Here is a 22208-nt window from a genome sequence, read left to right on the forward strand (position 1 = left end):
GTCGCGTTGTCTGTGCCGGCAGCTTCTGACGAATGCTCCTGGCCGCGGCGTCCTCCTCGGCGGCAGCCGAGCGGCGCGTGACGGTTAGCTGAATGTTTCTCCGGCTTTGAGATAGGGGTCGACCGAAACGATCATCGAGCCGCGGAACGGCTCGTCGATGCCCTCGACCACGAAGAGCAGGAGGCTGATCATGGCGGCGACGGCACATACGAGAATCATGAGGGCACGTCGGGTCCGGGTGGGGATCAGGCAGGACAGCAGAATGACGATCAGTGCGCCGAACAGAAGGGCGAACCACAGCGTCGTCGGAAGCGCGGCAGTGGTGTAGGTGTAGCGGAGTTGGCGCGCTTCGCTCCACTTTTCCAGCTCCGCCAGGGCGAGACTGTTGAGCTGCCCGTCCTTCGTTGATTCTGGATTGAAGGTCAGCAACACCTCGTGGACGTTGTTCTCTGCCTTGAGTTCGCCATCCGCGCTGAGCCCTCGCTGGTAGGCGGGCCAGGCTTCGTCGACCATGAAGTCGACATGGGCGTGTAGCAGGCCCTGCAGTTGGGTCCGGGCGGGCTCGGGATGCTTGGACACCGTGCGGTAGAGGGCGCTCAGGTCCGCCGCCTCGGTAGCGACCGCGAGGCCGGCCTGGGTGTAGGTCCCGTACGCGGAGAAGGCGGTCAGGGCGAGCAGGAGCGCGTAGAAGGTGCCGGTGATCATGATGGTGTGCGTGATGAAGCTCAGCCACTTCGGCTCGGCGCGGAACGTCCGCCTGGCCCGCCCGTGTAGCAGGAGCGCACCCAGCACCGCGATTCCGACGAAGAGCGTCAGGAAGATGAGGAATAGCGCCCAGCCGGGTACCAGGTGGCTCCAGTCGCGCACGATGGCTGCTCCTCATTCGAAGGGTTTTCATGCCCAGATGAGAAGAGTGTGACAAGTTCGGTGACTCTGGTGGCGGGGGTTTCGCGACTGGGTGACAGCGTTGTCGGGTGGAATGGTGGTGGAGTCGAACTGTGTGGGGTGGTGCCTTCGGCCTACGGGGCTGTCGTTCCACCTCCGCTCGCGAGTAGCGCCGCCAGCTGGCTGAGGACGGCCTTCCTGGCCCGGTAGTACACCCAGGTGCCCCGCCGCTCGGCGTCCACGAGCCCCGCCTCGCGCAGGGTCCGGAGGTGGTGCGAGATCGTCGGCCCGCTCAGGTCGAAGGCGGGGGTGAGGTCGCACACGCACGCCTCGCCGTTCTCGGCCGAAGCGATCATCGACATCAGCTGGAGCCGCACCGGATCCCCGAGTGCCTTGAACGCCGGAGCGAGTGCGGTGGCGACTTCCGCGGGAACGCGCTGCTGCGCCAGGGGTGGGCAGCAGGGGGTGTCGCCGCCGAGGACGGTGTGGGGGAGTGATGTCGCTTGCTTCGGCATTCGTCTAGTTTGACACTTCTCGAATCAGCCTGCAAGTGGTCAGCCTGCCGGCGGATCAGTCTGCACGCGTTGGTGCGATAGACGTTAGCAAGGTGCCTACGGGATGATCCGTGGTCCGAGGCCTGATCCGTCGGGCAGACCGGGTCGAGGGGGTGCTGATGGACGATGTCGCTGTCCGGCCCATGCGGCGCGATGACGCGGAGGCCATCCTGGCGATCTACCAGGCGGGCCTCGACTCCGGCGACGCCAGCTTCGAAACCACAGCCCCGACCTGGACGGAATTTGATGCCGGCCGGCTGCCCGAGCACCGCTACGTCGCCGTTGACGACAGCGGCACGGTCCTCGGCTGGGTCGCCGTGTCGGCGGTCTCCACCCGCCGCGTGTATGCCGGAGTGGTGGAACACTCCGTCTACGTCGACCCGGCGCGACAGGGGCGCGGCGTCGCCCGGCTGCTGCTCACCACGCTGATCGCCGCCACCGAGACGGCCGGGATCTGGACCATCCAGTCCGGCGTCTTCCCGGAGAACGTCGCCAGCCTGGCCCTGCACACCCGAATGGGTTTCCGGGTCGTTGGCACCCGGGAGCGGGTCGGCCGTCAGCACGGCCGGTGGCGCGACGTGGTGCTGTTGGAACGCCGCAGCCCGGCCATCATCTGACAAGTCGAGGGAGCTATGGCCAGACACATCGTCCTGTTGCGGGGGATCAATGTCGGTAGGCACAACCGGATCGCGATGGCCGAGTTCAAAGCCCTGCTCACCGACCTCGGCTACACGGAGGTGCGGACCTTGCTCAACAGCGGGAACGCCGTGGTCACAACGGCGGACGCGGACTCGGCCGCAGTGGCACGCCGGATCCGGAAGGGGATCAGCGACTCGTTCGGCCTGTCGATCGCCGTCATGGTGCGCAGCCGCGCCCTGGTTGAGGCGGTTATCGCGCGCAACCCCATGCCCGAGGAGGCGGAGCGCGCGCCGAGCTACTTTCACGTGGGATTCTGTGACCCCGCGCCGCCGCAGGAACGCCTGGACTCGATCGACGCCACGACGCTCGGCGCGGATCGAATCATGGTCCGCGACGGTACGTGCTACCTGTGGTTCGCTGACGGGCCCCAGAACTCCCCCCTCGGCAAGGCGATCCGCGCCCACAAGCTCGGCGCGAACATGACGCTGCGCAGTTGGAACACGGTGCGGAAACTGGTCTCCCTCGCCGGCCCGGTCGGCGCCGCTCCCGATCCCGGTTAGCCGAGTTGCGCGACGGCGCCGAGGACCAGGTCGGTTCTGCCGTCCAGCGGGCCGTTGAGCTCCAGCACCGGCGTGTCCGGCCAGGCGTCGAGCGGGTCGGCGTAGACGAGTTCCAGCAGTGCGTCGTTCATCCGTGCCCGGAGGCCGGGCCATTCCGTTCCGGGGAGCCGGCGCTCCGTCTCGGGTGTGATCACCGTGATGACCAGCAGGTCGAGGTGGGTGAAGGCGGCTCGGAGGGGCGCCTGACCCGCCGCCTCCGACGGGTCCGCACCGGCCGCCACCAGGTACGCCAGGTAGTCCAACGGGGTGCGGTCGAAGATCGTGGCGGACGGCGACGGCGGCGAGCAGAGACTTCGGGCCGATCGTGCCATCAGCATCCGGTGGTCCGCTGGCGACGGTGGGTACTGGAACTCGTACCCCTCCTCCTCGAGCAGGTGGTACGGCTCGTCCACCGCCACATGGCCGGGCAACCGGGCGCACAGCGCCTCGACCAGTGTCGTCTTTCCGGTCCCGTGCGTCCCGGAGACCCCGATCCTCATTCGTACGTGCTCCTCGTGTCCTGGCCAGGGTGGTGGGCGAGGGGTGGATTGGGTCAGGGGTTCGGTGCGTCGGTGAAAAGTTCGATCAGTTCGCCGATGCGGTGGTCGGCCTCCGCCGGGTGCCGGAATGGGCCGGTTGGGTTGACGGTGTACGCGTTGCGCCGGCCAACCCGCTCTCGGTGCAGGTAGCCGGCGGCTTCCAGGTCGGCGACGATGGCCTGGGCGGCGCGTTCGGTGATGCCGACAGCGGTGGCGACATCGCGCAGTCGCGTCGTCGGTTCTCGGGCGATGGCCAGCAGCACATGTGCGTGATTGGTCAGGAAGGTCCACCCCTTCGCCCCGTCCGCCGTCCTGGGCTGGGCCGCCTGCGCCATGATCACCATCCCGTCGTTGTCCGGTGTGTTGCCCGCCAATATATGCACCGCAAGACACGAATGCAGCATCGTGGCCACAGCTCGGCCGAGTTGACATGGGAACTATACTTCGTGAATACTGGAGCGTAATTCGAGGAGGAGTACCCGATGCGCGACGCGCCGTCGCCGGGTTGCTGCGCCGGTTCGTGTACCTGCACTACGGCCTGGCCGTGCTGCTCGCCTTCGCCAGCGTCAAGCTGATCCTCTCCGAGACCCCGGTCGGCAAGCTACCCATCCCGGTCACCCTTGGCATGATCGTGGCGACCATCGCGGTCTCCATCGGGTGGAGCCTGCACCGCACCCGCGCGAACACCAGCACGGCCGCCGAAGACCGGCCCGAGGTCAGTGAGTCGGCCGACACCTGAGCCAGGGCACACCCGCGGGGCGGACCACGCCGCGGCGGGCCGTCGGTGCAGCGGGAAGCACCGACGGCCCGCCGCTGTTAGGATGTGGGCATCGAATCGGGTCGGCACCCAATGGGCCGGCATCGAGTTGGGTCGGCCTCTGATCGGGCCGGCATCGAATCGGGCTGACGCGGTCGCCGTCGGGCCGGACCAGGGAGCGCAGACGTGGTAGGTGACGACGACATCTCCGGGTGATCTCGGAGTGTCCAGCCAGCGAGCAGGTGCACATCTGTGGCACCACCGCCCTGGCTGTCCCGTCGTCGTTAAACCTGCCCTGGGCAGCCCCGGCGCGCCCACCTCACCCGCGAGGTTCTGTCGATGTCCGACGCTTCTGTCGTTTGCACCCGTCTCTCTTTTGCCTGGCCCGACGGCACCACCGTCTTCCAGGACCTGTCCTTTTCGGTCGGTGCCGGGCGTACCGGCCTGGTCGCGCCCAACGGGGCCGGCAAGACCACCCTGCTCCGGCTGATCGCCGGCGAACTCGACCCCACCGCCGGCCACGTCACTGTCAACGGCACCCTCGGCTATCTGGCGCAGAACCTGCCGCTGGCCGGTGACGTGACCGTCGCGGAGGTGCTCGGCGTCGCCACGACCATCGCCTCCCTGCACGCCATCGAAGCTGGCGACGCTCGCGAGAAACACTTCGCCGCGGTCGGTGACGACTGGGATGTCGAGGAGCGCAGCCGCGCCGAGCTGGACCGGGTCGGGCTCGGTGAGCTCGCCCTCGACCGCCAGCTGGGTACGCTCAGCGGTGGCCAGATCGTCGCCCTCGGGCTGGCCGCCCAGCTGCTGCGCGGCCCCGACGTACTGCTGCTCGACGAGCCCAGCAACAACCTCGACGTCGACGCCCGGCACCGCCTGTACGCCGTCCTGCGGGACTGGTCCGGGTCCTTGCTGGTGGTCAGCCACGACCGGGCACTGCTGGACCAGATGGAGCGGATTGCCGAGTTGAACACGGGTGAGGTCCGGTTCTTCGGTGGGAACTTCACCGCCTATCAGGAGGCGACGCAGGCAGCCCAGGAGGCCGCCCAACGGCACGTCCGCTCCGCCGAACTCGAGGTTAGGCGGGAGAAGCGGGAGATGCAGCAGGCCCGCGAGCGGGCCGAGCGCCGCTCCAACAACGCCGCGCGCAACGTCAAGAACGCTGGACTACCCAAAGTCATCGCCGGTGGCCTCAAGCGGCGTGCCCAGGAGTCGGCCGGCAAGGCCGACGAGACGCACGCCGCTCGGGTCGCCGACGCGCGCGCCCGCCTCGACGAGGCCAGTCGCGCGCTGCGCGACGACGCGACCATCAGCGTCGAACTACCCGACACGGCGGTGCCCGCCGGGCGTACCCTCGTCGCCGCGAAGGGGCTGCGGGTCCGCGGCCTCTTCGCCGGCGAGGGCATCGACCTGACCGTCCGGGGCCCGGAGCGGATCGGGCTCACCGGCCCGAACGGCGTCGGTAAGTCGACCCTGCTGCGCCTGCTGGACGGCTCCCTGCCCCCGGACGCGGGAACCCTGCGGCGGGCAGACGGTCGGCTGGCGTACCTGTCGCAGCGCCTCGACCTGCTCGACCCCGAACAGACGCTGGCGGAGAACTTCGGCCGGTACGCGCCGGACCGACCGCAGTCGGAACGGATGAACGTGTTGGCCCGGTTCCTGTTCCGGGGAGCGCGGGCGCACCTGCCGGTCGGGGTGCTCTCCGGAGGGGAGCGGCTGCGCGCCACGCTCGCCTGCGTCCTGTACGCCGAGCCGGCTCCGCACCTGTTGTTGCTCGACGAGCCGACCAACAACCTCGACCTGGTCAGCATTCGACAGCTGGAGACCGCGCTACAGGCTTACCGGGGGGCGTTCGTCGTGGTCAGCCACGACGAACGGTTCCTCACCGAGATCGGGGTACGGCGGTGGTTGCGGATCGACGACGGGCAGCTACGGGAGTTCGCTGTCCCCGATGGCAACTGACACCGGGTGGCCGGGCGGCGCGGGGCAGCGCTCCCGGGGTGCGGTGGTGGGCGGGAGTGACCAGGTCAGGGGCGCAGCCCGGCGATGAGCAGCGCAACCAGGCGGCGTGCGTCGTAGCGGGGGTCGCGACCGGCACCGATGCACAGGTTGCCCACGCCGCGCAGGAGTTCGTAGGCCGCCACGTCGGGGCGTACCTCACCCGCGGTGGCCGCGGCGTCGAGTAACCGGGTGCAGACGGGGACGAGGCGGTCGAGAAAGTAGGCGTGCAGCGCCTCGAAGGTGGTGTCGTCGGACTGGAGCGCTTCGGCGAGGCCGTGTTTGGTGACCAGGAAGTCGACGAAGAGGTCGATCCACTGCGCGAGGGCGGCGGATGGGGTGTCGCTCGACGCCAGCAGCGTCGGGCCGGCCTCGGCGGCGGCGTCGACCTGGTGTCGGTAGACGGCGATGACGAGGTCGGCGCGCGTCGGGAAGTGGCGGTAGATCGTGCCGACACCCACCCCCGCCCGGGCGGCGATGTCGCGTACCGGCGCGTCCACGCCGGCGTCGAGAAAGGCGGCGGCGGCGGCGTCGAGCAGGCTCTGCTCGTTGCGTCGGGCATCGGCCCGCTTCCGCGCGGACGGCTGCGGCCCCTGGTCGGATGTGCCCACGATGCTGTTACCTCCATCACAATCAATGGCATGCGGAGCCACGTTCCGTATTGTTGGGGCAAGCGGAATGCTGTTCCGCTTGATTGTGTGTCGGACCGCCCGCTCAGGTCCACGTATGCGCCTCACCCAGCACTTTCAAGGAGCTCTATCCATGTTCAACAGCGACGTAGCGGCAGGAGCGCCCACCCCGATCGTCTCGGTCAGCCCGGTGACCCTGCCGGCCGCGGACCGTGGCGAGGACCTGCAGATCCGGATCTCGGCCCCCGTGGCGGGACGCGAACTACCCATCCTCATCTTCTCGCACGGCTTCGGCAAGTCGATGCGGGCATACGCCCCGCTGGTCGACTACTGGGCGGCCCACGGCTTTGTGGTGGCCCAACCCACCCACCTTGACTCCCGCACGCTGAACCTCGCGCCCGACGACCCCCGGCACCCGGAGATCTGGCGCTTCCGCGTCGCCGACCTGAAGCGCACGCTCGACCACCTCGACCTCATCGAGGCCGCCGTTCCCGGTCTCGCCGGACGACTCGACCGTGGCCGGATCGCCGCGGCTGGACACTCCTGGGGTGGCCAGACGGTCAGCATGCTGCTGGGCGCGCGGGTCCTCGGAGCTGATGGCCTTCCCGGCGAGAACATGTCCGACTCGCGGGTCACCGCCGGTGTGCTGCTCTCCACGACCGGCACCGGCGGGGCCGACCTGAGTCCGTTCGCGGTCGAGCACTTCCCGTTCATGAGCCCGAGCTTCGCGGAGATGACAACGCCGGCGCTTGTGGTCGCGGGGGACAAGGACCAGTCGCCGCTCTCCGTACGCGGGCCGGACTGGTTCACCGATCCGTACCACCTGAGCCCGGGCCCCAAGAGCCTGCTCACCCTGTACAGGGCGGAGCACTCCCTGGGCGGAATCGCCGGTTACACCGTCACGGAAACGACCGACGAAAGCCCCGAGCGAGTCGCCCTCGTCCAGCAGCTCACCGCGGCATACCTGCGCAGCGCGCTCTATCCCGGCGACGACACGTGGGCGACCGTCCGTGCCGCGCTGCGCGGCGACATCGATCGGCTGGGACAGATCTCGGTCAAGTGACCGGGTCATCCCCACGGTGATTCCCCCACGCGGAACTGCGGTGAACGTGTCTGCGTTCACCGCAGTTCCGTGCTCCTATCGACCACCGGTCGCAATCTCAGCGAGCCGGAGTGCGGATTTGCTCACCCGAGGCGCCACCGTTGATTGGCGCCACCATGGCACTGGTAGGTCTGCAGCCGCGCACCGTCGGCGCTGCTTCCATTCTTGACATCAAGGCACTTGTTCGCCTGGGGGTTGACGAGTTCTCCCGCGCTGGTGAGCACCCACTGCTGGGCCGGGTTGCCGCTGCAGTAGGCCAGTTGCACCACTGCGCCGTTGTCGACCGACCCCCAGGCCACGTCCATGCAGAGGCCGAACGCCCGGATCGTGCCGTCGCCCGGGAAGGTCCAGTCCTGGGCGTTGGTGCCGTTGCAGCGCCACAGGTTCAGGTACTGGCCGTCGGCCCCGTTGGCGCCCGGCACATCAACGCACTTGTTGGCGAGCCCGATGATTCGGTGTGTTGATCCGCCGCCCGACGTGGTCAGTGACAGTCCGTAGCGGGACAGGATCTCGTTGACCGGCTGGTAGACGGTGCTACCACCGGTGGTGCAGTTGCCCGAGCCACCCGAGGTGACGCCCTGTGCCTGGGAGCCGGCGACGAAGGACCCGCCGGAGTCGCCGGGTTGGGCGCAGGCGGTGCTGCGGACCATCCCGTAGACGGGTCCGGCGGCGTAGTTGACGGTGACGTTCGTGGCGGTGATGGTGCCGCACTGCCAACCGGTGGTCCGGCCGGACCGACAGACCGCGGCACCGACCGCGGCTTCCTGCGAGCCGGTCACCGTGACCACATTTCCGTCGTAGGTGGACACCCACGGCCGGGGGATCCAGTTGGCGTTGGTTTCGACCCAGCCGAGGTCGTCGCCGGGGAACGAGGAGCCGCGGATGACCCCCTGCGCGGCCCCGGAGCCGGTGGTGGGCTCGCCAGCGTTGCCGCAGTGTCCGGCGGTGACGAACCCGCCAGCGACCGCGAAGCCGATCGAGCAGATGAGGCGGCTGTTGATGACGTACTGGTCGCCGCCGCGGATGTCGTAGAGCGGGCGGTACGCCTCGGTGCTGGCCACCACCGACAGCGCGTCCTCGGGCAGCCCGGCCGTGCGGGCGAAGGTGGTGGCCGCCGCGGCGTTGCTGGCCTCGATCGACACCGTGTTGCTGGGCAGTGCGATGTGCCAGGCGTGTACCGCGGAGCCGGCGACCGCCGCCCGCCGGTCCAGCTTGGCGGTGAGCTGTCGCAGCTCGGTGAGGTTGCGGGTGACGATTCGGGGCTTCGCCCCGGCCGCGCGTACCTTGGTGGCGAGCGCGGGGTCGGTCAACCCGACCACCGTGGTGCGTCCGTCGGGGCTGACCCAGGTTCCGGCGTACGCCTCGGCCAACTCGGCCCGCATCCGCGGCTCGATCGAAGCCGCGGTGGCATCAACGGTGAGTCGGGTGGCCAGTTCCCCGGCGGTCAGGCCGAGGTCCCGGCGCAGTGCGTCGAGTTGGCTGGCCGGAAGCATCGCCGGTGCGCCGGTGGCCGGTGTGCCCGCGGCCGGCGAGGCGGGTGTCGTTGCGGTGGCGGACGCGACCGCGGGTGGGACGACGGCCGGGCTGACAGCGGCCGGGCTGGCAGCGGCGGGGGTGGCCGTGACCACGAGACAGGTGCCGAGGGCGAGACCTATCAGTGCGCTCAGCTTGTGGCTCATTCGCGTGACCTCCAGGGGGTGGTGGCGGTCGGATCACGAGAGCGCTCTCACAGTTAAGTTAACTTATTGTTAAGATGCATGTCAATTTTTATTTATCTCTCTTGGTTAAGGATCTTAATTGTCGCGTTCCGGACCTGGGCGGCGTCGAGGGCGGCTTCCGCGCCCCGGTCAGATCCAATTCCGCGGCCCCGACGGGCGCGGCCGGTCACTCCGCAGTCAGGCGAGACTTCTGCACTTTGCCCAGGGCGTTGCGGGGTAGGGCGTCGACCCGCCGTACCTGCCGCGGGCGCTTGTGTACCGACAACTGCCGGGCCACGAAGTCGATCAACTCCGACTCCGCTACGCCGTCGCTCACCACGAACGCCGTCACCTGCTGGCCGAGGTCAGAGTCGGGGATGCCGACCACGGCAGCCTCCCGGACCCCCGGATGGGCCAGCAGCGCGTCCTCCACCTCGCCGGCGCCGATCCGATAGCCGCCACTCTTGATCAGGTCGGTGGCGGCCCGACCGACGATCCGATGCCAACCGTCCGGACCGATCGTGGCCACGTCGCCGGTGCGGAACCACCCGTCGGACGTGCGGCTGGCCGTATCGGCCTCCGGTCGGCGCAGGTACCCGTCGAAGAGGGTGGGACCGCGCACCTGCAACTCACCCATGGTCTCCCCATCGGCGGGCAACGGAGCGCCGCCGTCGTCAACCAGGCGGGTACGCACCCCGGGCAGCGGCAGCCCCACCGCGTCCGGGCGGTGCGGACCGTCGGCGCGGGCGCTGACCGTGATCAACGTCTCGGTCATGCCGTACCGCTGCACGACCCGGCGGCCGGTCAGCGCGGCGAGACCGGTGCCGACGGCCGTGGGCAGGGCCGCGCTGCCCGAAACCAGCAGCCGGGCCGAGCGCAGAGCCCGGGCGGCCGCCGGTGCGGCGGCGACCCGGGACCAGATGGTCGGCACCCCGAAGTAGAGCGAGCCGGCCGCGCCCGCGTACCGCTCCGGGGTGGGCCGGCCCACGTGGTGCAGTCGGCTGCCCAGCCGCAGCGGGCCGAGCACACCGAGGACCAGGCCGTGCACGTGGAACAGGGGCAGCCCGTGCACCAGCAGATCGTCCGGAGTCCAGCCCCAGGCGTCGGCGAGCCCGTCCAGGCAGGCGGCGACGGCCCGGCGGGAGAGCACCACCCCCTTCGGTGCCCCCGTCGTGCCGCTGGTGTAGAGGATCAGCGCGGTGTCGGCGGGGTCGGGCTCCGGGCGGATGCTGTCCGCCCGGCGGGTGAGGTCGACCGGGATGAGGGGTCGGTCGGGGTGGTCGCCCCGACGCTTTCCGTGCGCCGGTACGAGTACCGCCTCGGCGCCCGAGTCGCGCAGGATGTGGTCCCGCTCCCGCGGCCCGGCGTCCGGCGGCACCGGCACGACCGCCGTGCCGGCCAGCAGCGCCCCGGCGACACCGACCACCGTCGCCAGATCCGTGCTCGCCTCGAGCGCCACCCGGTCCAGGCCGTGCAGGTCGTCGGCGACGGCCGCGGCGAGCCGTCGTAGCTCTCCCCAGGACACGCCCCGGTCGTTGATCTGGACCGCGTCCGGCCGCTCGTCAACGGACTCGGACAACCAGCTGAGTAGCCGCACCGGCCCACCTCTCCGCGCGTCGGATCCTCCGACCGTAGCCGCGCCCCGCCGCTCCGGACCACCCCGGCTCCGCCCCCGGCCCGCCCGGGCCGGACCATTCCCGCCCTCGGCCAGGTCGGTGCGGCGCAGCGGGGTGCGGCGGTGCCCGAGGCGGATTCACCTCCGGGTTTTGACGATGTTTGACGTTGTAACATTGCCAAACGTGACAACCGTGAACATCGGGCCGACCGGGCAGGCCATCGACACCACCCGGCATCGGGCGCTCGGCACCTTCAGCCGGGCGTCAATCCTGGAACTGACCCGCACTGCGGAAGGCGGCCTCACCATCGCCGAGATCAGTGCGCGGACCGGCCTGCACCCCTCCACCGCCCGCAGCCACCTCGACCGGCTCGTCAACGCCGGGCTGCTGGTCAAGGCCCGGGCCAGCGGGGGCCAGCCGGGTCGGCCAGCCTGGCGCTACCGGACGGTGCCCGAGGAGACCCCCGCGCCGGCGCCGTACCGCGCCCTCACCGCGGCTCTGCTCGATCACCTGGCCCGGCAGAGCCGGGGCGACGCCCGGGCCGAGGCCGCCCGCGCCGGCCACGACTGGGGGCGGCATCTCGCGGCGGCGACCCCCCGAGGGGAGAAGCCGGTCGACACCGCCATCGCGGTCCTGCGCGGCCTGGGCTTCGACCCGGACCTGAAACAGACGGCGGACGGGCACACCGAGATCCACCTGCACACCTGCCCCTTCCTCGAACTGGTGAGCCAGAATCCGGACGCCATCTGCGGGCTGCACGTCGGCGTCGTCCGGGGCGCGCTGGAGCAGGCGGGCGCCCCGGCGAGCGACGCCGTGCTGGAGCCGTTCGGCGCGCCCACCGCCTGCGTGGTGCGGCTCTCACTCCCGTCGGACGCCACCCGGCCGGTATGAGCACCCAGTCGCCGGCGGCACCCGAGACCACCGGCCCCGCGACCGCCCGCCGGCCCGTCAACCGCCAGCGGGTGCTCCGCCGCTACCTGCCGCCGCAGCACGGCGCCTGGGCGATGCTGCTCCTGCCGTACCTGGTCGGGGTCGCCGTGGTCGGCCCGGGGTGGCTGCAGCTGCCACTGCTCGGTGCCTGGTTGGCCGGCTACCTGCTGTCCTACTACGTCTTCCAGGCCGTCAAGAGTCGTCGACCGCGCCGTTACCTTGCCCAGCTCCGGCTCTACGCCCTGGTCGCGGCGCCGTTGGCGCTGGCGGTGGTGGTAGTCCGGCCGGCTGTGCTCTGGTACGCCCCGGCCTTTGCGGCACTGCTGGCGGTCAACGCCGGGTACGCCTGGCGCCGGCGCGAGCGGGCCCTGCTCAACGACCTCGCCTCGGTGGTGCAGAGCTGCCTACTGATCTTTGTCGTGGCCACGGTCGCGGGGGTGTCACCGGAGCGGGTTGTCCCGGCCTTCGTGGTGCTGTTGCTCTACCTGACCGGCACGGTCTGCTACGTCAAGACCATGATCCGGGAGCGCGGCAGCACTTCCTACCGGCGCCTGTCCATCGGTTTCCACCTGGCGGCGCTGGTGGTGGTGACCCTGCTCGACGTGGGGCTCGCCCCGATCTTCCTGGTGTTGTTGGTCCGGGCGTGGTTGCTGCCCGGCCGGGCACTGCGCCCCGCCCCGGTCGGCATGATCGAGATCGTCTGCTCGGTCCTGGTGCTCGGCACGCTGGTGCTGGTCTCCTGATGGGCTGACTCCCCGGCCGCGCGGCCGGGGAGTCAGCCCATCAGGATTCAGTCGCGCAGCATTCCCGGGCCGAATACGTCGTAGCCGATCCGGTCCTTCGACACGCCCTGGCGGAGGAGTTCGGCGCGGACCTGGTACATGAACGGCAGCGGCCCGCAGAGGTGGACGTCGGCTCCGGCCGGTACCGGGATCCGGTTCGGTTCCAGCCGGCCGGTGTTGACCTCCGCCTTCAGCCGGTCCAACTCACCGTCGGCGGCATCCTCGTACCAGAGCAGCACCGACAGGTTCGGCAACTGCTCCGCCAACTCCGGCAGCTCGTGGCGGCGGGCGTGCCCGGCGGCGCTGCGGTCGGCGTGCACCAACACCACCTCCCGGTCGGTCTCGGTCGCGGCCAGGTGGTGCAGGGCCGACATCGCCGGGGTCAGGCCGATCCCGGCGCTGACCAGCACCAGCGGACCCGTGTCCCCGACCGCGCTGACCTCGCCGAACGGGGGGCTGAGGCGGAGCGTGTCGCCGACGGTCACCCGCTCGTGCAGGAAGGTCGAGATCACGCCTTCGGGCGCGTCGCCGGCAGCGCGTACCCGCTTGACCGTGATCTGCCAGTGGGTTGCGCCGGGTCGGCCGGAGAGGCTGTACTGCCGGATCTGCTGCCCCCCGCCGTCCAAGTCGACCGCGACGGAGACGTACTGCCCGGGCGTGAAGGTGGGAAGCGGGCCACCGTCGGCCGGGACCAGGTGGAAGGAGATGACATCCGCGGTCTCCTGTACGCACTCCACGACCCGCCAGTGCCGCCACACCGACCCGTCCTCGCCCACCCCGGCCTCGGTGTAGAGCCGCGCCTCCCGGGCGATCAGCTCGCAGGCGAGCAGCCAGTACACCTCGTCCCAGGCCGCCGCGACCTCGGCGGTCACGGCCGCACCGAGCACCTCGCCGACCGCGGCGAGCAGGTGGCGGCCGACGATCGTGTACTGGGTGGCGGTGATGCCGAGCGAGGCGTGTTTGTGGGCGATCCGGCTCAGGATCAGCTCCCACTGTGTCTCGTCGCCGCCGTTGACGAGGTGCTCGGCGTAGGCGACCACAGAGGCGGCGAGCGCGGCCGGCTGCGCCCCGGTGGCCTGGTGGCCCTTGTTGAAGATGTTCAGTAGCTCCGGATGGGCCTCGAACATTCGTTGGTAGAACCGGCTGGTGATCGCTTCGCCGTGCGCCTGCACAGCGGGCAGGGTCGCCGTTACCACTGCTGCTGAGGATTGCGAGAGCAAGACCACTCCTTTGGCATCGATCGGCGTGAAGGCCGCGAATTCTTCGGCTCGCCCCCGAGTGAGTCTGTGGAAACGTGACCTGATTCCATGGAACAGGCAGACAACAGCCCAGATCAGGGCCGAAAGTCCCGGAATGCTCGGCCCGGAGGAACGGCGACCCGGCGTGGACACACCCGGCCGGCGTGGACACCCGGGGCGGCACGGGCCGGGCCCGGCGCGATGTCCGTGCTGCCCTACCGGGGCGGGGAGACGTCCTGTCTGGTCTGTCCACCCATCCGCACCGCGGTGTAGACGGCAGCGGCGAGGGCGACGTTGGACAGCAGCATCAGCCCGATGGCGTAGGAGCCCTCAAGGTCGAAGACCCATCCCATGATGAGTGGGGGGACGAAGCCGCCGAGCCCACCGGCGGCGCCGACGACGCCGGTGACGGTACCGACCTTGTCCGCGGGCGCCACCTTGCCCACCAGGGCGAAAACGCCGCCACTGGCGGCGCCGAGCAGAGCCGCCATGCCGAGGAAGGTGATGGTGGCGACCGGTATCAGCGGCGGCTGGAAGGCCTGCACGAGAGCGAACCCGGCGGTGCCGGCAAAACACCAGACCAGCACGGAGACCGGCTGGAAGCGGTCGGACAGCCAGCCCCCGACCGGTCGGGCGATGACGGCGAGTACGACGAAGCCGGCGGTGCGTAGCGCAGCGTCATGCTCGGGTAGTTCGTAGGCGATGCGCAGGTAGGCCGGCAGGTAGACGCTGAACGCCACGAAGCCGCCGAAGCTGACCGCGTAGAGGAAACACAGCTGCCAGGTCACGGCGAGCCGGCTGACATCGGCGGTACGCGTCCACGCCGAGACGGTTGCCCGTGGTCGATGTGGCTCGTCGCGGAGAAACAGGAATGCCACGACCGCATAACCGGCGAGGACGGCGGCGACGAGCAGGAACGGGGTGGCCTCGCCGTAGGCGTCGCCCAGGCGGATGGTGGTGAAGTTGGCGATCGCGGTGCCGCCCATGCCGACGCCGAACACGCCGATGGCGAAACCCCGGCGGGCGGGCGGGTACCAGGCCGAGACGAGCGGTACGCCGACGGCGAAGGCGGTACCGCCGATGCCGAGGAAGAAGCCGGTGATGATCAGGGCGGGGTAGGACGACACCACCGACAAGGCCAGCACGGGCACCACGGTGGCCAGCGAGACCAGCGGGAACATGGTCCGTGCGCCGAACCGGTCGGTGAGCGCGCCGACCGGGATCCGGCCGATCGAACCGACCACGACGGGCACCGCCACCAGCAGTGACTGGGCGGTGAAGCTCAACCCGAGGCGTTCCTTGATGCCCGGAGCGAGCGGGCCCAGCAGCGCCCAGGCCCAGAAGTTCAGCGCGAACCCGACCGTGGCCAGCACCAGGTTGCGCGTCGCGCCGGCAGCCGACGGGCTCGCATGCGAGCCTGTCATTTCCTACCTCGGGACGAGGAGCGGGTTGGCAGCGTCGGCGGTCCTTCCCAACCCGGCCGGGACGGGCGCGGTCGGGTCCCGTAGCTGCGGTAGACGACGTACGGCCGGGTGACGTAGCCGATCGGCGCGCTGAAGGCGTGTACCAGCCGGGTGAACGGCCAGAACGCGAAGAGGGCGAACGCGGCCACGACGTGGAGTTGGAATCCGATCGGCACGCTGGTCATGAGTTCGGGATCGGGGCTGAAATAGAACAGCGACCGAAACCAGGGCGAGAGGTCCGCGCGGTAGTCGTAACCCCCTTCGGTGATGTTGCCCCGCACCGTGTTCCAGAGCCCCAGCACGATGACGGCCGCGAGAAACACGTACATCGCTTTGTCGTTGCGGGTGGTGGCGGCGAAGACGGGGCCGGTGAAGCGGCGGCGGGCGATCAGGATGACCATTCCGGCGAGGGTGCAGAAGCCGGCGACGGTGCCGATGAAGACGGCCATGAAGTGGTAGTTGTGCTCGGTGATGCCGACCGCCTCGGTCCAGGACTTGGGGATGAGGAGGCCGACCACATGCCCGATCAGCACCATGAGTACGCCGAAGTGGAACAGGGGGCTGCCCCAGCGCAACAGGGCGGTCTCGTACAGCTGGGTGGAGCGGGTGGTCCAGCCGAACTTGTCGTAGCGATAGCGCCAGATCAGCCCTCCGATCAGGATCGTGATGGCCAGGTACGGGTAGACCACCCAGAGCAGCACGTGCACCGTGTTCATCTGCGCCCCCCGGTGGTGTCGACGAGCCCGTACGGTTCGAGACCAACCTCTTCGGCCGGCGGGCCGGTGCGGGCCAGCCGGCGCGCGGCGGCGACGTCGGCGGGGCGCGGGGCGGGCAGCATGGCCCGGATCGCCTCGACCGCGTGCCGGTACGGGGACTCCTCCTTGCCCAGCGACTCGGCGAGCAGGTCGAGGCCGACCCGGTTGTCGTGCAGCAGCCGCCATCCGGTGTCGTCTTCGGCGGCGAGGTCGAGCAGCGCCGGCAGGTAGTCGGGCAACTCGCCGTCGACCACCACCAGGCCGGCGGTCTTGTATGCGGCGGCGAAGCCGACGAGCGCCTCGCCGCGGCGGCGGGTGTCGCCGCAGGTGTAGTAGCTCAGGTGCAGGCAGCACCGGCGGCGGAAGTCGAACAGCTGCACGTACGCGGCGCGCAGCTCGCCGGGGGTGGTTGCCTCCCGGTGGGTCAGCACCTGCCGGAGCGGCTTCGCCACGGTATCGGGGAGCGCGTCGAGGGCGGCCCGGATGATCGGCAGCGCGGCGAGGACCTCCTCGTCGGGGTAGCGCAGCAGCAGCGAGGCGGCGCGGGCGGCGACGGGCCGCCAGGTCGTCGGTCCGGTCGTCATGGCTGGTCCCGGTTGATGTCGAGGACGCCGGGGCTGGTCACGTCGCCGCCCTCGCCGGCCGGGTCCTGCTGCGGCCGGGCGCCGGTCCGGTTGCCCGCACCACCGGCGTCGATCCGGTTGGCCCGCTGGGCCGGTTCGCCGGCCTCGGTCAGGGAGTCGGCCCGCTGCCGGCTGCGTTGCGCGTCGAAGGTCTCCACCTGGATCGGTACGGGGGTGCCGGAGGCTTCCCCGAAGGGGCCCTGTCCGTAGGGCCCGCCGCCGCCCATCCCGGGGCCGCCCTCGTAGTCCAGGGAGCACTCGGTGGCGATCTTCTCCAGCCGGTGGGCGTCCTCGGCGTGGGCGGCGGGGATGACGTAGCGCTGTTCGTACTTGGCGATGGCCAGGAGGCGGTACATGTCGTCCATCTCGTCGCTGGTCATGCCGACGCTGGCGGGGATGGCGTCGTCCGGTGTCTCGCCGAGGTTGCTGCGGCGTTGGTAGGCGCGCATGGCGGCGAGCCGGTCGAGCGCCGCGCGTACGGGTGCGGGATCGCCGGCGGTGAAGAGCTCCGCGAGGTAGTCGACGGGGATGCGGAGGGCGTCGATAGCACCGAAGAGGTTGCCGGCCTCCTCACCGTCGTGGCCGGTGTCGCGCAGCACGTCCACCACGGGGGACAGGGGCGGGATGTACCAGACCATCGGCATGGTCCGGTACTCCGGGTGCAGCGGCAGCGCCACCTCGTACTTCATGATCAGATCCCAGATCGGGGACTGCTGGGCGGCCTCGATCCAGTCGTCGGGGATCCCACCGGACCGCGCGGCGGCCACGACGGTGGGGTCGTGCGGGTCGAGGAAGACCGAGCGTTGCGCCGCGTAGAGATCCTGTTCGGATTCGGTGGCGGCGGCCTCGGCCACCCGGTCGCTGTCGTAGAGCAGGAGGCCGAGGTACCGCAGCCGGCCGACGCAGGTCTCGGAGCAGATGGTCGGCTGGCCGATCTCGATGCGGGGAAAACAGAACGTGCACTTCTCCGCCTTTCCGGTGCGGTGGTTGAAGTACACCTTCTTGTACGGGCAGCCGGTGATGCACATCCGCCAGCCGCGGCAGCGGTCCTGATCGACCAGCACGATGCCGTCCTCGCTGCGCTTGTAGATCGCCCCGGAGGGGCAGGACGCGGCGCAGGACGGGTTGAGGCAGTGTTCGCAGATTCGGGGCAGGAAGAACATGAAGGTCTTCTCGTACTCCTGTCGTACCTGCTCGGACACCTTCGCCAGCACCGGATCACCCGCCGTGATCTCGTTCCCGCCGGCCAGGGAGTCGTCCCAGTTCGCACTCCAGGTGATCTGCATGTCCTCGCCGGTGAGTAGGGATTTCGGTCGGGCGACCGGGATGTCGTCGCTGGACGGCGCGGTGATCAGGTGCTCGTAGTCGTAGGTCCAGGGCTCGTAGTAGTCCTGCATGGAGGGCAGCTTCGGGTTGGCGAAGATGGTGAACATCCGCTTCAGCCGCCCGCCCGAGCGGGGCTTGAGCCGCCCGGAGCGGGTCCGCACCCAGCCGCCCTGCCAGCGCTGCTGGTTCTCGTAGGTGCGCGGGTAGCCCTGGCCGGGGCGGGTCTCCACGTTGTTGAACCAGACATACTCCACCCCGGAGCGGTTGGTCCACGCCTGCTTGCAGGTCACCGAGCAGGTGTGACACCCGATACACTTGTCCAGGTTCATCACCATCGCCATCTGCGCCATCACCCGCATCAGTACCGCACCTCCTGCGAACGGCGGCGGACCACCGTCACCTCGTCGCGCTGGTTGCCGGTCGGCCCGAGATAGTTGAACGCGAAGGCGAACTGCGCGTACCCGCCGATCAGGTGGGTGGGTTTGACCAGCAGCCGGGTCAGCGAGTTGTGTATCCCGCCACGGCGGCCGTTGACCTGTGCCTTCGGCACGTCAATCACCCGTTCCTGCGCGTGATAGACGTAGACGGTGCCCTCGGGCATCTTGTAGCTGACCACCGCCCGGCAGACCAGCACACCGTTGCGGTTGACCGCCTCGATCCACTCGTTGTCCCGCACCCCGATCTTCGCCGCGTCCGCCTCACTCATCCACATCGTCGGCCCACCACGGGACAGCGTCAGCATGAGCAGGTTGTCCTGGTACTCCGAGTGGATAGCCCACTTCGAGTGCGGGGTCAGATACCGTACGGTGATCTCCAGCTCTCCGTTGGCGCCGAGCCGCGGCTCGCCGAAGAGCCGGTGGATGTCCAGCGGCGGCCGGAAGATCGGCAGCGCCTCGCCCGTCTCGTGGATCCAGTCGTGGTCCAGGAAGAAGTGCTGCCGCCCGGTCAACGTGTGCCACGGCTTCAGCCGCTCCGTGTTGATCGTGAACGCCGAGTACCGGCGACCACCGTGCTCACTGCCCGACCACTCCGGACTCGTGATCACCGGAACCGGGCGGGACTGGGTGTCCGCGAAGGTGATCTGCTTCCCCTCGGCCTCGGCGGCGAGGTCCGCCAGGCGTTGACCGGTCCGCCGCTCCAGGAACCGGAAGCCCTCGGTGGCGATGCGGCCGTTCGTGGTGCCCGAGAGCGCCAGGATGGCCTCACACGCCCGGATGTCGGTGTCCAGCCGGGGCCGGCCGTCGGCTGTGCCACCCCGCACCACGCCGTTGACCCGCCGCAGGTAGTCGATCTCCCGGTTCACATCGACGGTGACCGCCTTGTTCGTGGTGCCCAGCCGGTCCAGGAGCGGGCCGAGAGCGGCCATTTGGTCGGCGACCGCGCCGTAGTCCCGCTCCACGACCACGAACTTCGGCATCGTCCGGCCCGGCACCGCGGGCGCGTCGCCGGTCTTCCAGTCGCGCACCACCCCGCCCGGGGTAGCCATCGCATCCGGGGTGTCGTGCAGCAGTGACGTCGCCACCAGGTCCCGGCGCACCCCGAGATGTCGGCGGGCCAGGGCGGAGAAGGCCTTGGCGATCCCGTGGAAGGCGGTGAAGTCGGTGCGGGTCTGCCACGGCGGGTTGATCGCCGGGGTGAAGGCGTTCACGAACGGGTGCATGTCGGTGGTGCTGAGATCATGCTTCTCGTACCAGGTGGCCGCCGGTAGCACCACGTCGGAGAAGAGCGTGGTCGAGGTCATCCGGAAGTCGAGGCTCAGCAGCAGGTCGAGCTTGCCCTCCGGGGCCTCGTCGCGCCACACGACATCGGCCGGGCGGTTGTCGGCCGGAGCCTGCTCCGCCCGCAGGTTCGACTCGGTACCGAGCAGGTGACGCAGGAAGTACTCGTTGCCCTTGCCGGAGGAGCCGAGCAGGTTCGCCCGCCACACCGTCAACACCCGGGGCCAGTTCTCCGGGGCGTCCGGGTCGGTGCCGGCGAAGCCGAGTCGGCCATCGACCAGCGCGTCGGCGACGTAGCGCGCCGGGTCGTCCGGGTTCGCGGCCAGCGCCTCGTCGGCGAGATCAAGCGGGTTACGGTCGAAGGTGGGCATCGACGGCATCCAGCCCAGCCGGGTCGACTGCGCCAACAGGTCGATGGTGTGCTTGCCGGCGAAGGCGCCGGCGCCGGTGGGGGCGGCGAGGGCGTCGGCGGCGTACGTGTCGTAGCGCCACTGGTCGGTGTGGACGTACCAGAAGGCGGTGCCGATCATCTGCCGGGGCGGGCGGACCCAGTCCAGCGCGAACGCGAGCTGCTGCCAGCCGGTCACCGGTCGGCACTTCTCCTGCCCCACGTAGTGCGCCCACCCGCCGCCGTTGACCCCCTGGCAGCCGGTCAGCGTGGTCAGCGCCAGCATCGCCCGGTAGGTGGTGTCGGAGTGGAACCAGTGGTTCGTGCCGGCCCCCATCACGATCATCGAGCGGCCACCGGAGCGCTCGGCGTTGTCCGCGAACTCCCGGGCCACCCGGGCCACCTGCGCCGCCGGTACGCCCGTGATCGGCTCCTGCCACGCCGGCGTGTACGGCTCGGCCGCGTCGTCGTACCCGGTCGGCCAGCTACCGGGCAGGCCGGGACGGGCGACGCCGTACTGGGCGAGCATCAGGTCGAACACGGTGGTGACCAGCCGTTCCCCGACCCGGCTGGTGGGCACGCCGCGGCGCAGCACCGCCGGCTCGTCGGTGTCGAACCGGGGCAGCAGCACCTCCACCGCCTCGCCGCCGGCACAGCTCAGCCGGGGCACGATCTCGCCCAGCTCCAGGTTCCACCGGCCGACGCCGGCCTCGCTGTAGCGGTCCCCGAGCGACCCGTTCGGCACCGCTGGCCGGTCCGCGACGGAATCCCACAGCACCGGCCGGAAGGCCGCCTCCTTGTCGCCTTCCCCCAGGTCGGCGGCGGTGACGAACTTCCCCGGGCGGTAGCCGCCGTCGGCGGCCGGCTCCAGGCTGACCAGGTACGGCAGGTCCGTGAAGCGGCGCACGTAGTCGAAGAACCGGGGCGTGTTCCAGTCGACGAAGAACTCCTTGAGGATGACGTGCCCCATCGCCATCGCCAGCGCCCCGTCGGTGCCGGGCTGGGCGGGCATCCACTCGTCGGCGAACTTGACGTTGTCGGCGAAGTCCGGGCTGACCACCACGACCTTCTGGCCCCGGTACCGCGCCTCGGCCATCCAGTGCGCATCCGGGGTGCGGGTCACCGGCACGTTGGAGCCCCACATGATGAAGTAGGAGGCGTCCCACCAGTCCCCGGACTCCGGCACGTCGGTCTGGTCGCCGAACATCTGCGGGGACGCCACCGGCAGGTCCGCGTACCAGTCGTAGAACGACAGCATCGATCCGCCGATCAGCGACAGGAACCGCGCACCCACCGCGTGCGACACCATCGACATCGCTGGGATGGGGGAGAAGCCGGCGACCCGATCCGGCCCGTACTCGGCGATGGTGTGCACGTGGGCCGCGGCGACCAGTTCCAGCGCCTCGTCCCAGGAGACCCGGACCAGGCCGCCCTTGCCCCGTGCCTGCTGGTAGCGGCGTCGCCGCTGCGGGTCGGCCTGAATCTCGGCCCACGCCGCCAGTGGGTCACCCAGCCGCTGCCGGGCCTCGCGGTACATCTCCATCAGCACACCCCGGGCGTACGGGTAGCGCACTCGCGTCGGCGAGTAGGTGTACCAGGAGAACGCCGCCCCCCGTGGGCAGCCCCGCGGCTCGTACTCCGGCCGATCCGGGCCGACACTCGGATAGTCGGTCTGCTGCTGTTCCCAGGTGATGATGCCGTCGCGGACGTACACCTTCCAGGAACAGGATCCGGTGCAGTTCACACCGTGGGTGGAGCGCACCACCTTGTCGTACGACCATCGGTCTCGGTAGAAGGCATCCGCCTGGCGCCCGCCGACCTGGTAGAGCGCCCGGCCGTCGGGGGCGACCTCGGCTCGGCGTACCAGGCCGCCCACGGCCAGCAACGCCCGGCTCGCGTGCTCCGTCGTGCCCGTCATACGCCTCATTCCTCACCGGTGACGCGAGAACACCCGATGGGATGACTCG

The 22208-nt window shown here is 70.1% G+C and carries 19 protein-coding genes and 1 pseudogene; 7 read left to right on the forward strand and 13 right to left on the reverse strand.

Features of this window, described 5'->3' with window-relative positions:
* Positions 1-84: 84 nt before the first annotated feature.
* Both H0524_RS20265 and H0524_RS20270 read right to left on the reverse strand, forming a co-directional pair.
* Entirely contained in the window at positions 85-867 is a 783-nt protein-coding gene (locus tag H0524_RS20265) for a DUF4239 domain-containing protein (RefSeq protein WP_180200063.1), read from the reverse strand.
* 152 nt (positions 868-1019) lie between these two features.
* Entirely contained in the window at positions 1020-1400 is a 381-nt protein-coding gene (locus tag H0524_RS20270) for a helix-turn-helix transcriptional regulator (protein WP_018727925.1), read from the reverse strand.
* A gap of 158 nt (positions 1401-1558) precedes the next feature.
* Between H0524_RS20270 and H0524_RS20275 the strand changes: the two genes are divergently transcribed.
* Together H0524_RS20275 and H0524_RS20280 are read left to right on the forward strand one after the other, a co-directional pair.
* The gene (locus tag H0524_RS20275) at positions 1559-2056 is read left to right on the forward strand and encodes a GNAT family N-acetyltransferase (RefSeq protein WP_180200148.1); all 498 of its coding nucleotides are present in this window, start codon (positions 1559-1561) and stop codon (positions 2054-2056) included.
* Positions 2057-2071: 15 nt separating this feature from the next.
* Complete coding sequence (locus H0524_RS20280; protein ID WP_180200064.1) at positions 2072-2638, forward strand: DUF1697 domain-containing protein; 567 nt, start codon at positions 2072-2074, stop codon at positions 2636-2638.
* On the opposite strand, the gene H0524_RS20285 is transcribed toward H0524_RS20280, so the two are convergent.
* On the reverse strand, positions 2635-3177 hold the full coding sequence (locus tag H0524_RS20285; RefSeq protein ID WP_180200065.1) for an AAA family ATPase: 543 nt from the start codon (positions 3175-3177) through the stop codon (positions 2635-2637). The genes H0524_RS20280 and H0524_RS20285 overlap by 4 nt on opposite strands.
* Positions 3178-3230: 53 nt before the next feature.
* A complete protein-coding gene (locus tag H0524_RS20290; protein WP_180200149.1) occupies positions 3231-3560 on the reverse strand; it encodes a helix-turn-helix domain-containing protein in 330 nt (109 codons plus the stop codon).
* Between the two features lie 152 nt (positions 3561-3712).
* Between H0524_RS20290 and H0524_RS20295 the strand changes: the two are divergent.
* Both H0524_RS20295 and H0524_RS20300 read left to right on the forward strand, forming a co-directional pair.
* Positions 3713-3955, forward strand: a pseudogene (locus tag H0524_RS20295) (tellurium resistance protein TerC); the annotation flags it as partial.
* 357 nt (positions 3956-4312) lie between these two features.
* A complete protein-coding gene (locus tag H0524_RS20300; RefSeq protein ID WP_180200066.1) occupies positions 4313-5938 on the forward strand; it encodes an ABC-F family ATP-binding cassette domain-containing protein in 1626 nt (541 codons plus the stop codon).
* A 65-nt stretch (positions 5939-6003) separates the two neighbouring features.
* Here H0524_RS20300 and H0524_RS20305 read toward each other — a convergent pair whose 3' ends face one another.
* Complete coding sequence (locus H0524_RS20305; protein ID WP_180200067.1) at positions 6004-6585, reverse strand: TetR/AcrR family transcriptional regulator; 582 nt, start codon at positions 6583-6585, stop codon at positions 6004-6006.
* A 151-nt stretch (positions 6586-6736) separates the two neighbouring features.
* Here H0524_RS20305 and H0524_RS20310 point away from each other — a divergent pair, with 151 nt between their 5' ends.
* Positions 6737-7666: an alpha/beta fold hydrolase gene (locus H0524_RS20310; RefSeq protein ID WP_180200068.1), complete on the forward strand. Its 930-nt coding sequence runs from the start codon at positions 6737-6739 to the stop codon at positions 7664-7666.
* A gap of 122 nt (positions 7667-7788) precedes the next feature.
* Here the strand turns inward: H0524_RS20310 and H0524_RS20315 are convergent, their stop codons facing one another.
* Positions 7789-9384, reverse strand: a complete 1596-nt coding sequence (locus H0524_RS20315; RefSeq protein WP_180200069.1) for a ricin-type beta-trefoil lectin domain protein — start codon at positions 9382-9384, stop codon at positions 7789-7791.
* A gap of 205 nt (positions 9385-9589) precedes the next feature.
* Positions 9590-10999, reverse strand: a complete 1410-nt coding sequence (locus H0524_RS20320; protein WP_180200070.1) for an acyl-CoA synthetase — start codon at positions 10997-10999, stop codon at positions 9590-9592.
* A gap of 211 nt (positions 11000-11210) precedes the next feature.
* Between H0524_RS20320 and H0524_RS20325 the strand changes: the two genes are divergently transcribed.
* Positions 11211-11909, forward strand: a complete 699-nt coding sequence (locus tag H0524_RS20325) for a helix-turn-helix domain-containing protein (protein ID WP_018727916.1) — start codon at positions 11211-11213, stop codon at positions 11907-11909.
* Entirely contained in the window at positions 11906-12691 is a 786-nt protein-coding gene (locus tag H0524_RS20330; protein WP_180200071.1) for a YwiC-like family protein, read from the forward strand. The genes H0524_RS20325 and H0524_RS20330 overlap by 4 nt, the downstream gene beginning before the upstream one ends.
* 47 nt (positions 12692-12738) lie before the next feature.
* Here the strand turns inward: H0524_RS20330 and H0524_RS20335 are convergent, their stop codons facing one another.
* From H0524_RS20335 to H0524_RS20360, 6 genes are all read right to left on the reverse strand, one after another.
* Positions 12739-13956 (reverse strand): globin domain-containing protein, encoded by a 1218-nt coding sequence (locus H0524_RS20335; RefSeq protein ID WP_180200072.1) that lies wholly within the window; start codon positions 13954-13956, stop codon positions 12739-12741.
* A 227-nt stretch (positions 13957-14183) separates the two neighbouring features.
* A complete protein-coding gene (locus tag H0524_RS20340) occupies positions 14184-15392 on the reverse strand; it encodes a nitrate/nitrite transporter (protein WP_180200073.1) in 1209 nt (402 codons plus the stop codon).
* Complete coding sequence (gene narI, locus H0524_RS20345) at positions 15389-16147, reverse strand: respiratory nitrate reductase subunit gamma (protein ID WP_180200074.1); 759 nt, start codon at positions 16145-16147, stop codon at positions 15389-15391. Before narI ends, H0524_RS20340 begins: the two co-directional genes overlap by 4 nt.
* Entirely contained in the window at positions 16144-16770 is a 627-nt protein-coding gene (gene narJ / locus H0524_RS20350; protein ID WP_180200075.1) for a nitrate reductase molybdenum cofactor assembly chaperone, read from the reverse strand. Before narJ ends, narI begins: the two co-directional genes overlap by 4 nt.
* Positions 16767-18494, reverse strand: coding sequence for a nitrate reductase subunit beta (gene narH, locus H0524_RS20355; RefSeq protein ID WP_180200076.1), 1728 nt, complete (start codon positions 18492-18494; stop codon positions 16767-16769). The genes narJ and narH overlap by 4 nt, the downstream gene beginning before the upstream one ends.
* A complete protein-coding gene (locus H0524_RS20360; protein WP_180200077.1) occupies positions 18494-22159 on the reverse strand; it encodes a nitrate reductase subunit alpha in 3666 nt (1221 codons plus the stop codon). Before H0524_RS20360 ends, narH begins: the two co-directional genes overlap by 1 nt.
* Between the last annotated feature and the right edge of the window lie 49 nt (positions 22160-22208).

Origin of the sequence: Salinispora sp. H7-4 (assembly GCF_013416675.1) — a bacterium.
Lineage (GTDB): Bacteria > Actinomycetota > Actinomycetes > Mycobacteriales > Micromonosporaceae > Micromonospora > Micromonospora vitiensis.